We start from the raw sequence: 12344 nt of genomic DNA on the forward strand, positions 1-12344 counted from the left end.
CCCTCCCGTCTCCTGCGCCCCTCCCGGAACTGTCCACATCAGTGTAGCCAATCCACCAGTTGCCCTTCCTGCGGCCGGTGGGCGTCCTCTCGTCGAAGACGAGCCCGTGCCTGAGCAGGAACTTGGAGAGCCGCTGCTTCGAGCGCGAGAGGTCGTCCCTCGCGTCCTCGAGCGCCCTAGTCAGGTCGCGGGCGGCCTCGCACTCGTCGTCGGGGACCCACACCTCGACCACGTTGCCGACCGACAGCATGCGGGCGAGGAACTCGGCGTCGTTGCGGTCGTTCTTCCTGCGCCTGTCCGCGCTGGGCTTGATCATCTTCGAGACGGCGCCGACCACGCAGTCGACCCCAAGGCCGGAGAGCCTCTTCTGCAGGTCGAATCCCGTGACCCCGGACTCGTACACGCACCTGGCCTTAGGGTCCACGGAGCGGACCCACCCCGCGACGGCGCCGGCGTCGTAGCCGAAGGTCGCGCAGCGCACCTCCCCGGTCATGACGTCGAGGGAGACGGCCTTTATCGAACGGGCGTGGACGTCGAGGCCGACGAAGGTGGTAGTATCGAGCATGGGAGCCCCTTCCATGAATGCGGCGTGGCTGCCGCGGCTGAATTAGACACTCACCATTGTCGGCCTAATCCGCGGTCTTTCATGCAGCAGGGGCTCTCAATGTTTTTATGTCCTGCTCATATCGTCTGTGCCGGCAGGTGGGGACACTCCTTTGCTAGAAGATCCGGCGCAGGTCTCCGCGGTTGAGGGCTTCGTCGAAGAGGTGCTTGAACACCACGCTGCCGTGCAGACCGTCGTGCTCGAACTCGTTGGTCACCCAGGCATGCGAGTCGCCCACGCGGCTGAGCGTATCGAGCTGCAAGCCCGAATCGACGTACATGTCGTCGAAATACACCGCGGCCTGGAGCGGCACCTCGTTGCACGCCAGTCGCTGCGGGTCGTAGATCTTGTCCCAGCTGGTGTCTTCCATCAGCAGGTCCATGGCGGGTTTGAAGGGCTTGAGCTCGGGCATCTGCTCGAACATCCACGGGAACATTGCCTCGCCGGTAAACATGAGCGGGCGCGCGAGGGTGTCGAACTCGGCGCGGTGTGCCTTCTCTTCGGCCGCGGCCCAACCAATGGGCATAGTGTCGCCGTCGGCGTAGATGAACTCCTGCAGTGTCCAGTACAGCGGGTTTGTACGCGTGTTGGTGCGCTCGAAGGCGCGCATCAAAAAGCTGTCAGATACCGAGGCGCCGCAGGCCAGCGTGCCGTCGCCGTCGGCAAAAGCGTGATCGACAATCCAATGCATGCGCTCAAAGCTCGGCTTCATACCAAAGTCGCTGCCCATGAGCTGTAGGCGCTCGACCGTCATCGGTGAGCCGTCGGGCAGCACGGGCTTCTGGGCCTCGAGCGCATCGGCCAGTGCCGCCACGCGCTCGACGTCGGCGGGGTAGCGGTCGTAATACTGCTGAGTCTTGGCCGCCATGCGCGGGAAGGTGTGCGCGTAGACCTCGCTTGCGCTCGCTGGCACATGTGGAATGCCGCCGCAGGTAAAGCTCGCCGCCACGCCTTCGGGGAAGAGCGACAGATAGCTCAACGTCAAAAAGCCGCCGTAGCTCTGCCCGAGTGTGACCCAGGGCTTGCCGCCAAAGCCCACCAGGCGCAGGTACTCAAAATCGCGCACGATGGAGCTGGCGAGGTGGCGCTTGAGGAAGTCAGCCTGCGAGCGTGCGGCATCGGAGCCGGCCGCCGTCGCGCGCTCGCCCAGTGCGGCAATCGTGCGCCCGTCCACGCAGCAACTGCGTCCGGTGCCGCGCTGGTCGGGAAGGACCACGCGGAAGTGCTTGACGGCCTCCTCGATCCAGCCGTCGCTTGTGGGCGACAGCGGACGCGGGCTCTCGCCGCCGGGGCCGCCCTGCAAAAACAGGAGCAGCGGCAGATCGTCGTTGATGCGGTCGGGCGCGCAAACCACGCGGTAGAAGAGCTTGATGCTCTCGGGCGCGCCGGCGATTGGTGCCGGCATGGCGCCGCGGCGCATGGTGCTGCCGACGGCCAGGAGCATCGGCTCCAGGCCGCGCCAGTCAAGGGGGACGTCGATGCTGTGGTCCTCGACGTAAAGGCTGGGGACGTGGTACGAAGTGATGAGGGCCATGTGAGTCTTCCGTTCGTTGCGGTGTTTCGGGTTGACCAATTCTACCGCCGCGGGCGAGGCCATGCGCAAATCGGCTACCATGGTTGCAAACTTCTAGGAGAAAGGGCCGCCCATGTCGGTCGATATAGCCACGTATGTCCACGATCTTGCCGTTGCCGCCAAGGCAGCGTCGGCCTCGCTTGCCACGGCGAGCGATGAGCAGCGTCAGGAGGCCGTGCGCGCCATGGCCGCAGCACTGCGCAACGGTGTCGACTCCATCGTCGCCGCTAACGAGCTCGATATGTCCGCCGCGTGCGATGCGGGCACTTCAGCCGGTCTGCTCGACCGTCTGCTGCTGACGCCTGAGCGCGTCGAGGGCATGGCCGCCGGTTTGGAGAAGCTCGCCGAGCTGCCCGATCCCGTCGGCCGCGTGCTCGACCACCGCGTGCTTGCGAGCGGTGTGGACCTGACCCGCGTGAGCGTGCCGTTGGGCCTGGTCGCCATGGTCTACGAGGCGCGCCCCAACGTGACGGCCGACGCCGCAGGCATCTGCATCCGTACCGGCAACGCCTGCATTCTACGCGGCGGCTCGCTGGCCTATCACTCGTGTGCCATGATCGCCGAGCTGCTGGCCGATGCGCTCGAGGCCAAGGGCTTCCCGCGCGAGGCCGTGTCGATGATCGAGTCCACCGACCGCGAGGCCACCGGCGAGCTCATGAAGCTCCGCGGTATTGTCGACGTACTCATTCCGCGCGGAGGTGCAGGCCTGATCCAGCGCTGCGTGCGCGAGTCGCTTGTGCCGGTGATCGAGACGGGCACGGGCAACTGCCACATCTACGTGCATGAATCCGCCGACTTTGATAAGGCGCTCAACATTATCGTTAATGCCAAGACCCAGCGCGTAGGCGTGTGCAATGCCGCCGAGTCGCTGCTGGTCGACCGTGCTGTGGCCGATGCGTTTTTGCCTGCGGTCGTTGCTGTATTGCACGACCACGGCGTGCTCATTCACGGCGACGAGGCCACGTGCGCCGCATGCGCCGACGCCGGGCTTGCCGAGGGCGACAACTACGTCGCCGCGACTGAGGAGGACTGGGGTCGCGAGTACCTGGCGCTCGAGATGAGCGTGAAGGTCGTGGCAAACGAGGACGAGGCCATCGCACACATCAACCGCTACGGCACGATGCACTCCGAGGCCATCGTTGCCGAGGATACGGATGCTTGCGAGCGCTTCCTGGATGCGGTCGATGCCTCGGCCGTGTACTCCAACGCCAGCACTCGCTTCACTGACGGCGGCGAGTTTGGCCTGGGCGCCGAGATCGGCATCTCGACCCAAAAGCTCCACGCCCGTGGCCCCTTTGCCGCCGAGGCCCTCACCACCTACAAATACAAGCTCCGCGGCACCGGCCAGGTCCGCCCCTAAACCCCTCGTAAACGAAAACCACCACAAAGGCGCCTGTCCCCTTCGTGGTGGTTTTAGGTGGCGTGGGCGGTTAGGCCTGGAAGGTATCGCGGTCGGGGGCGAAGGACTGCATGGCCGCGATGGTGCGGTCAAAGAGCTCGGGGAGCTCCCAGCCCAACATCTCGGCGCCCTGCGAAATCACGTCGCGCGAGCAGCCGGCGGCAAAGCGCTTGTCCTTGAACTTCTTCTTGAGCGACTTGGTCGTAAAGTCCATAACGCTCTTGCTCGGGCGCATGATGACTGCAGCGCCGATCAGGCCGGTGAGCTCATCGCAGGCAAACAGGATCTTTTCCATCTGCAGCTCGGGTTTGGGCAGCGAGGTATTAAAGTCGGACGTGTGCGTCTGGATGGCGCGAATGAGCTCGGGAGACGCACCTTCGCCCTTAAGAATCTCGGCAGCATAGATGGTGTGGTTCATGGGGTCGTCCTCATGCTCCTCCCAATCCAGGTCGTGCAGCAGGCCGACGATGCCCCAAAACTCCTCGTTCTCGGGGTCGAACTCGCGCGCAAAGTAGCGCATAGTGCCCTCGACTGTCTCGCCATGGGTGATGTGGAACGGGTCCTTGTTGTGCTCGTTGAGCAGTTCGAACGCGCGGTCGCGGGTGATTCCGGCGGTAAGCGGCTCTGCCATAGGAGACTCCTTGTGCTCGTGGGTATCGATAAGAATGAATACTACTAGAACAAGAAAACCACCACAAAGGTGCCTGTCCCCTTTGTGGTGGTTTTTGGCGCGGATGGGTTAGTTGAGGGCGGCTTGGGCTAGGCGGGCTTCAGCGTCCTCCTCGGTGACGCCAAGGGCCACGGCGAACTCCTCGATGGAGCGGCGCTTGGCTTCCTTGAGTACGCGCATGTAGTAGGAGCTGGGCTTTTTATCAGCTTTCTCGGCCTGGCGAATGCGGTGCATCATGGTTTTTGCCACGCGGACCGTCTCGGGCGCGCCCAGCTTGAGCTGCTGTTTAAAGTGCGTCTCCTCAAGTGAGCTGTTGCGCTCGGTAAAGGTGTCGCACTCCAGCTCGTCGTAGTGGCTCAGCAGGTGCTCGGCATCTTGTTGAGAGATGGCGGCGTGCAAACGGTCGGCCTGCGCTACGGGGTACATGAGGATCGTCTGCGCATGTCCCTGCTTGGTCTCGAGCAGCAGCATGGGCTGCGGCGTGTCGTCCCTAAAACCGACGACGGTGCAGACTCCCTGGCCCGGATGAATGACGTGTTGACCGATTGAGAACATGCTACCTCCAACTTATACGAATTTACGTATGACTAGAATAACACGCTGACGTGCGCAAACCCTTACTTTATGCAGGAAAAGCACACAACTCCGATAGGTAAGAGTATTCGATAACAGACGCAGCTCATTCACACCTTTATGCATTTTCAACGCTTGCATAATCTGCAGGCAGACCGGCATCTTTGAGTGACTCCATACAAGCTGTAGTCAATTTTGTGCATATGCAATATCTATTAGCTTTACCCTGCGACAGTGCCCGTCGCTTGTGATAGAGTGCTACAAACTCTGGCTTTTGCCCTACGAGTGACCAAGAGCTCGGGGGCTTTAACACAAGGAGGATCTATGCCCGAGAAGATTGAAGAGCTGGTACGCGCTGCGCTTGCTGCGGCCCAGGAGGCCGGCGACCTTTCCGCATTTGAACTTGACGATTGCGCTATCGAGCGACCGGCTGACACTTCTCATGGCGAGTGGACCTCTACCATGGCCCTGAAGTCCGCCAAGCTGGCCCACTGCGCCCCGCGCAAGATCGCCGAGGCCATCGTTGCCCATATGCCCGAGGACCCCGCGATCGAGAAGGTCGAGATCGCAGGCCCCGGCTTCATCAACTTCTACCTCTCCGTTGCCGTCAAGAATGCCATCTTTGGCGAGGCTCGCGAGAAGGGCATGGACTTCGCTAAGTCCAACGTCGGTGGTGGCCTGAAGACCCAGGTCGAGTTCGTTTCCGCCAACCCCGTCGGCCCCATGCACATCGGCCACGGCCGCTGGGCCGCGCTGGGCGACTCGCTCTGCCGTGTGATGGACCACGCCGGTTACGACATCCAGCGTGAGTTCTACATCAACGACCACGGCTCTCAGATGAACACCTTCGGCAACTCCATCAGCACGCGCTATATGCAGCTTGCCGACATCATCGCCAAGCAGGGCGTGGATATCGACGAGGCTCACAAGCTACTGATCGCCGACCGTGACGCCTTTGTTGCCGACGAGAACGACGAGCACCCCGAGACCCATCCGTATCAGGACAACTTTGCCGAGACCCTGGGCAAGGACTCCTATGGCGGCGACTACATCATCGACGAGGCTGCCGAGTTCTGGCGCACCGACGGCGATAAGTGGGTCGACGCCGACCCGCAGGAGCGTATGGAGAGCTTCCGCGAGCGCGGCTATGTGAAGATGGTCGACAACATGCGCGACCTCTGCCACGCCGTCAATTGCGACTTCGATCGTTGGTACTCCGAGCGTTCGCTGTATGTGAAGGACACCGAGGGTGAGACCGCCGGCACCTCCGCCGTCGACCGCGCTTTTGAGAAGCTCGACAAGATGGGCTACCTCTACACCAAGGACGGCGCCCTGTGGTTCCGCTCCACCGACCTGGGCGATGACAAGGACCGCGTCCTGATCAAGTCCGACGGCGAGTACACCTACTTCGCCTCCGACGTTGCCTATCACTGGGATAAGTTCCAGCGCGTCGACCACGTCATCGACATCTGGGGTGCCGACCACCACGGCTACATCGAGCGCGTCCGCTGCGTCTGCGACGCCCTTGGCTATCCCGGCAAGTTTGAGGTTCTGCTGGGCCAGCTCGTCAACCTGCTGCGTAACGGCAAGCCCGTCCGAATGTCCAAGCGCAAGGGCACCATGGTGACCCTGCAGGAGCTCGTCGACGAGGTCGGCTCCGATGCCGCTCGCTACACGCTCATCTCCAAGAGCTCCAACCAGATGGTCGACTTCGATATTGAGGCCGTTAAGAAGCGCGACAACTCCAACCCGGTCTATTACGTGCAGTATGCTCACGCCCGCGTGTGCTCCATCCTGCGCCGTGCCGCCGACGTTACGCCCGAGCAGGCTGACGAGATGGGCATGAAGGCCGTCGCCGAGAAGGCCATCGGCGAGAACGTCGATTACTCGCTGCTGACCGACCCGACCGAGCTTGCCCTTTCGCGTAAGCTCAACGAGCTCACCGACCTCATCGCCAGCTGCGCTCGCGACCGCGCCCCGTTCCGTCTGACGCACTTTGCCGAGGAGCTTGCCGGCGACTTCCACAGCTTCTACGCTGCCTGCCAGGTGCTGCCGAGCGAGGGCCGTCCCGTCGACCCCGAGCTTTCGCGTGCCCGTCTGGCCGCTTGCGATGCCGTCCGCGTGACGCTCGCCCTGGTGCTCACCCTTGTTGGTGTCTCCGCTCCCGAGCAGATGTAAGCTGCGGGTCATTTAACCGTGTAGGTTCGGCTTTGCTGAGCCCTATAAGCCCGATCTCCATGCGGAGGTCGGGCTTTTTGCAAACGCCGACGTATTGACGAATTTGGAACTGCTGGAAATACGAAACTATGCCGGTTTACTACGATGAATATGAGAAATTCCAACCACGCCGGCTTTTCGCAAAAAAGTGCAGGGCATCTACCTGCGGTTTTAGTTCAACAAGTTTCGGAGTGGTCGCGGTTGAGCGATTCATCGTAGTAAACCGCCATAGTTTTGGCGGAGGCAGTCAGATTTGTGGGCGGTAAACCAAAGAGTGCCCCTTTTGACTAGTCGTTTAAGAGCGTTCCCAATGACTAAGTTGCAGGTGGTTGCGGTTGTGTTACACTAACGCTGCGTATATGACGCAATCATCTCGATACAGATCAATGATGTCCGTCGTTTTGAACGGAACTAGACTGTTTAGCCGCCCTGAAGGTTTATGCAGGGAGCATGTGATCACAGGGCTTGAAAAGAAAGTTGAGCAAACACTGTGTCTGATCAACAGCAAGAAAACGAAATAACGACGACGCAAGCCGCTCCCGCTGCACTGGTTGCGTCGGACCAGGTCGCGGCGCCCGCGCATGCCTCGGCTCCTGAGACGCCTAAGGCTGCTTCGACGCCTACGCCTGCAACGGCTGAGAAGGCCGTGCCTGCAACTGGTGAGGAGGCTGCTCCGGCAAAGCCCAAGCGTACGCGCCGCACGGCCAAGCCTGCTGCTGACGGCGAGGAGGTCACCAAGCCCAAGCGCCGTACCACGCGCACGACGCGCGTCAAGCGCACCGTTGCAGCTGACTCCTCGGCGCCGATTTCCGATGAGGTCGCGCAGGCACGTGCGTTGGCGCAGATTAGCGAGGCTCAGGTGGTGCGCGCCCGCCGTCGTGCTGCCGAGCGCGAGGCCGCGGCTCTGACCGAGCTTGCAGCTCCGTCTGTGCCCGAGACGCCTGCCGCCACCGAGACCCCTGTCGCCGACCAGCCGACCGAGAAGCCGGTACCGCGCACACGCCGTCGCACGGCTGCTAAGGCCGAGCAGGTTGCCGATCAGGTAACCCCCGAGCTCACTGAGGCTTCGGTCCGTTCCGCGGCAGGGGAGGGCACATCGCCTGTTGAGCCCGCTGCGCCTGTCGAGGCCAGCGAAGTTCCCGTTGTCGATCCGGCTTTGCGCCCGCACCGTCGCGGTCGCAAGCCCAAGGCCTTCGTCGAGGCAGAGAAGGCCGCAGCCGCAGCTGCAGCCGCTCGTGCTGCTGCGGCGACCGCCGAGTCTGCAACCGCCGCCGACGCGCCCGTCCAGGATGCTACGACTTCCGAGGCCGCTCCCGCCGATGTCCGTCCTGGTCGCAGCCATCGTACTGCTGCTAAGCGCACGTCCAAGGCCAAGGCTGCCAAGAAGGGTGCGTCCGAGGATTCCGGCGAGACGACCGCCGATGCATCGATTGATGCCGCCGAGCCCCAGGACGTCGAACGGCCTGCGTCCGAGAAGCCCAAGCGCGGTCGTAAGAAGTCCGCTAAGGCCAAGGCGTCCGAGCAGCAGGCTGATGTCGAAGCGCAAGTCGATTCCGGCGCCGAGGGCAATGACGCCGCTGCGGCCAATGCCGACGCCGCCGCAACCGATGGCGCCGCGCCCGCCGAGGCCGAAGACGGCGCTCGCCCCAACCGTCGCCAGCACAAGCGCAACGACGAGCGCAATGAGCGCAAGGACGAGCGCAACAACGACCGTCGCAACCGCCAGCGCGATCGCAAACAGCGCAACAAGGAGCGCAACGCCGCCCCCACCGAGCCCACGCTTTCGCGTGAGGAGCTCGCTGCCATGAAGGTCGCCGAACTGCGCGAGAAGGCCAAAGAGTTCGAGATCGAGACGACCGGCAAGAAGAAAGCCGAGCTCGTCGAGGAAATCTACGTCACCGCCGCGAAGGCCGAGGGCTTCCGCGACATCAAGGGCATCCTGCAGATTCGTCCGGACAGCTCCGGTATCATCCATGCCCACGGTTACATGAAGTCCAACGACGACGCCTTCGTCCCCGCCTACCTCATCCGCTCCGCGCGTCTGCGCACGGGCGACGTCATCGAGGGCTCGCTTCGTCCTTCGCGCGGCGGCGACAAGCGCGCCGGCCTCGCCAAAATCACGACCGTCAACGGTCTAGACCCCGAGCAGATTCGCAACCGCCCCAAGTTCGGTGACCTCACCCCGGTCTATCCCAACGAGCCGCTGCGCATGGAGCATGGCAAGGACTCCATTACCGGTCGCGCCATCGACATCGTGTCGCCGATCGGCAAGGGTCAGCGTGGCCTGATCGTGTCCCCGCCCAAGGCCGGCAAGACCACAATCCTCAAGAAGATCTGCCAGTCTATCTCGATTAACAACCCCGAGGTGCACCTCATCTGCCTGCTCGTCGACGAGCGCCCCGAAGAGGTTACCGATATGCAGCGTTCCATCAAGGGCGAGGTTGTGGCGTCGACCTTCGATATGCCCGCCGACAACCACACTCGTGTGGCAGAGCTCGTCATCGAGCGCGCCAAGCGCATCGTGGAGCTGGGCGGCGATGTCGTGGTGGTGCTCGACTCCATCACGCGTCTTGCCCGCGCCTACAACTTGGCGGCGCCCGCCTCAGGCCGCATCCTTTCGGGCGGCGTCGATTCGGCGGCCCTGTATCCGCCCAAGCGCTTCCTGGGCGCAGCCCGTAATATCGAGAACGGTGGCTCGCTCACCATCCTGGCCTCTGCCCTCATCGACACCGGTTCCAAGATGGACGAGGTCATCTTTGAGGAGTTCAAGGGCACCGGCAACATGGAGCTTAAGCTCGACCGCGACCTAGCCGATCGCCGCATCTTCCCGGCTATCGACCCCGTTGCCTCCGGTACGCGTAACGAGGACCTGTTGGTCGACGAGCAGATGCGTCCGTTTGTCTTTGGTCTACGTCGCATTCTTGCCGGCATGAACAACACCGAGCGCGCGGCCGCATCGTTTATCAAGGGTCTCAAGGGCACCAACACCAACCAGGAGTTCCTGGTGCGTTCGGCCAAAAAGCACAGCGACTACGAGCAGACGTTCTAGGTTGTAATCCACACGCAGCGTTAATCATCAATGCGATAAAGGGTCGGGGCTTTGAGCCTCGGCCCTTTTCTATATCGCCGCTTCGCACTTATTTTTGACCATAAGACTTGCAAGCAGCAGGTTTCCCGTTTCAATCCGACATCGTCGCTTGCAATCGACAGGGCGGTTTCGCATAATGGCTTTTAAGCTTCGCGACGGAAAACGCAGATGAAACGAACCATATACCGTTGCTTTGGGGCATAGCCCCGCTTCATCTTCTCTCGCGCAGCCAACTGAATGATGCGATTTGGGTGCTGGAAGATGGGGAGAGCTCATGGCTTCTTCTGATGCAACACAACGAGCAGTCCTTGCCGGACTTTCGTGCGGGATCGGCCTTGCCGCTCCCGTGGTTATGTATGCCGCGACGCTGCCGTTTTCGTCGGTGAACGAGACGGTCGTGGCGGGTGCGGTTCCCTTCGCCGTGGGCGCAGTGGCGGGCGTGGGTATCTATGCCGCCTCGCTGGGTATCTCCGAGTATCGTGCGCAGCGTGAAGAGCGTCTGTTCCAGCCCGATGCCATGGGCGGTGCCGCCAATCTCAATCAGCATCAAAGCGAGTTCAAGACCGCCTCGATTCCAGCTCAGCAGCAGGATGCGACTCCTTACGCTGCGGCTTCTGCTTCTCAGGCTCAGGCGGAGCAGTCTACCTCGGCATTCCTTTCCGGCCTGACTGGTGCGTTCCAGCGCCGTCATGCCGATGATGGTGTCCCTACCATCGCTCGAGCTGCAGATGCTATGGACGAGGACGAGGCTTGGTCCATGATCGACAGTATGCTCGACGACGATTCGCCGGTGAGCTGCGACCCTGCACACTCGCGCGACGTCTATCAAGTCGCCATCGACGAGCTCACCAACGGCGGGCAGACCGACTCCTTCAATCGCGACGACATCGCCGCCGCGGCACGCGCCGTGTCTGGCTCCCAGGCCGCCCCTGCGGGCAGCACGGCGGCTTTCGTGGCGCTCGTCGCCAACGCGGCAGCCAATAACGCCTACAGCGCTACCTCGGCGGACGCGAGCGCTTCTGCCGACAATTCGTACGTTGATGAAGCCATGGCCGCGGACGAGGAGGCCGTTGCCGCCCGCCGTGCCGCCGAAAGCTCGCTTTGGGGCGCTCCTGCCCAGCAGCAGGCGGCTGAGGCTGCGCCGTACAACGCAAACCTCGCCAGCATGCCTATCATCTCCGGTGCCGCGGACATCGATCTCGATGACCTCGATGAGCCTGCAGCCATCACCGCATCGATTGATGCCCAAGATCGCATCGACACCGGCGACCTTCCGGACGCCTCGCTCGAGGTTGATGTCCCCATGGCCGATTACTCGGGCCACGAGGACATGTGGGCCGCCGCCACCGCGATTCTGGATGAGATTGACGAGCCTGCTCCTGTTGCAGTCCCCGCTCCCGTCGCTGCCCCTCAGCCTGCTGCCCCCGCCTATGTCGGCCGTCACAGCGCTGTGTTCCCCGAGGATACTGCCCGCATCTCGCGCGAGAGCATCGAGCGGGCCGAGGCTATTGCCGCCGGCATTATGGAAAATCGTCGTCACGAGCGCGTCAATCAGATCCTCGAGGAAGAGATCGAGCGCCTGCAGTCCTCTACCGCCAAGCGTACGGGCCGTGCCTATTTGAGCGTTATCGAGGGCGGTACCGCCAGCTTCGCGCCGCTCCGCGCGGAGGCATAACTTCTGCATGGTTAAGATCAATCGAAAATGGGCGGTTGTAACCTGCCTGATGGCGCTCTTGATCTGGGGCAATTCGCTGGTTCCCGGCTCGGGGTCGGGCTCGCTGAGCCTGACGGTCATGGAAGCTATCCGCGGTTTCCTGCACGGCGTGGGACTTCCATATGAATGGGTGACCAACTTTGTTGTTCGCAAGTGCGCGCATTTTACCGAGTATATGGTGCTCGGCATCTTGGCAACGCACGCCTTTGATTTTGAGGGCCGGCGCACCTTTGACGTGCTGCTGCCCACGGCGGTGTTCCTGCTGCTGATTCCCTCGATCGACGAAACGATTCAGCTCTTTGTGCCGGGACGCGCCGGCATGATCACCGATGTGATGATCGACTGCTGTGGAGCTGCAACGGGCGTTGTGCTCCGATATCTCTTACGGTCGCTGATGTACGCCAAAAAAGCCGCCTAGGACGTATTGTTTGGTCCTAGGCGGCCTTTTTTAGGCTTATAGGACAAAATGTGTGTCCACGTTGGGGGCATCGGCGCAGGTCGATGCC

The 12344-nt window shown here is 62.3% G+C and carries 9 protein-coding genes; 5 read left to right on the forward strand and 4 right to left on the reverse strand.

Features of this window, described 5'->3' with window-relative positions:
- Both FGQ61_RS09270 and FGQ61_RS09275 read right to left on the reverse strand, forming a co-directional pair.
- Window positions 1-565: IS110 family transposase (locus FGQ61_RS09270; RefSeq protein WP_249360973.1), on the reverse strand; the 565-nt coding region annotated here is incomplete at its 3' end.
- Between the two features lie 154 nt (window positions 566-719).
- Entirely contained in the window at window positions 720-2138 is a 1419-nt protein-coding gene (locus FGQ61_RS09275; protein ID WP_138375336.1) for an alpha/beta fold hydrolase, read from the reverse strand.
- Window positions 2139-2250: 112 nt separating this feature from the next.
- Here FGQ61_RS09275 and FGQ61_RS09280 point away from each other — a divergent pair, with 112 nt between their 5' ends.
- Complete coding sequence (locus tag FGQ61_RS09280; RefSeq protein ID WP_138375337.1) at window positions 2251-3537, forward strand: glutamate-5-semialdehyde dehydrogenase; 1287 nt, start codon at window positions 2251-2253, stop codon at window positions 3535-3537.
- 70 nt (window positions 3538-3607) lie between these two features.
- Here the strand turns inward: FGQ61_RS09280 and FGQ61_RS09285 are convergent, their stop codons facing one another.
- Both FGQ61_RS09285 and FGQ61_RS09290 read right to left on the reverse strand, forming a co-directional pair.
- Window positions 3608-4207: an HD domain-containing protein gene (locus FGQ61_RS09285; protein WP_138375338.1), complete on the reverse strand. Its 600-nt coding sequence runs from the start codon at window positions 4205-4207 to the stop codon at window positions 3608-3610.
- Between the two features lie 108 nt (window positions 4208-4315).
- On the reverse strand, window positions 4316-4801 hold the full coding sequence (locus FGQ61_RS09290; RefSeq protein ID WP_138375339.1) for a CarD family transcriptional regulator: 486 nt from the start codon (window positions 4799-4801) through the stop codon (window positions 4316-4318).
- Between the two features lie 342 nt (window positions 4802-5143).
- Between FGQ61_RS09290 and argS the strand changes: the two genes are divergently transcribed.
- The 4 genes from argS (at window position 5144) to FGQ61_RS09310 (ending at window position 12256) form a co-directional block, all read left to right on the forward strand.
- Window positions 5144-6997, forward strand: a complete 1854-nt coding sequence (gene argS, locus FGQ61_RS09295) for an arginine--tRNA ligase (protein WP_138375340.1) — start codon at window positions 5144-5146, stop codon at window positions 6995-6997.
- A 529-nt stretch (window positions 6998-7526) separates the two neighbouring features.
- A complete protein-coding gene (gene rho / locus FGQ61_RS09300) occupies window positions 7527-10085 on the forward strand; it encodes a transcription termination factor Rho (protein ID WP_249360974.1) in 2559 nt (852 codons plus the stop codon).
- A gap of 313 nt (window positions 10086-10398) precedes the next feature.
- Window positions 10399-11799 carry a hypothetical protein gene (locus FGQ61_RS09305; RefSeq protein ID WP_138375341.1) on the forward strand — a complete coding sequence of 467 codons (1401 nt, stop codon included), beginning with the start codon at window positions 10399-10401 and terminating at the stop codon, window positions 11797-11799.
- A 7-nt stretch (window positions 11800-11806) separates the two neighbouring features.
- Window positions 11807-12256 (forward strand): VanZ family protein, encoded by a 450-nt coding sequence (locus FGQ61_RS09310; RefSeq protein WP_138375342.1) that lies wholly within the window; start codon window positions 11807-11809, stop codon window positions 12254-12256.
- Window positions 12257-12344 lie beyond the last annotated feature (88 nt).

The organism is Collinsella aerofaciens (genome assembly GCF_005844325.1).
GTDB lineage: Bacteria > Actinomycetota > Coriobacteriia > Coriobacteriales > Coriobacteriaceae > Collinsella > Collinsella aerofaciens_G.

Coding starts and splice junctions, on each gene's coding strand:
- argS (WP_138375340.1), top strand. CDS start 5,144: ATGCCCGAGAAGATTGAAGAGCTGGTACGCGCTGCGCTTGCTGCGGCC.
- FGQ61_RS09280 (WP_138375337.1), top strand. CDS start 2,251: ATGTCGGTCGATATAGCCACGTATGTCCACGATCTTGCCGTTGCCGCC.
- FGQ61_RS09290 (WP_138375339.1), bottom strand. CDS start 4,801: ATGTTCTCAATCGGTCAACACGTCATTCATCCGGGCCAGGGAGTCTGC.
- FGQ61_RS09305 (WP_138375341.1), top strand. CDS start 10,399: ATGGCTTCTTCTGATGCAACACAACGAGCAGTCCTTGCCGGACTTTCG.
- FGQ61_RS09275 (WP_138375336.1), bottom strand. CDS start 2,138: ATGGCCCTCATCACTTCGTACCACGTCCCCAGCCTTTACGTCGAGGAC.
- FGQ61_RS09310 (WP_138375342.1), top strand. CDS start 11,807: ATGGTTAAGATCAATCGAAAATGGGCGGTTGTAACCTGCCTGATGGCG.
- FGQ61_RS09285 (WP_138375338.1), bottom strand. CDS start 4,207: ATGGCAGAGCCGCTTACCGCCGGAATCACCCGCGACCGCGCGTTCGAA.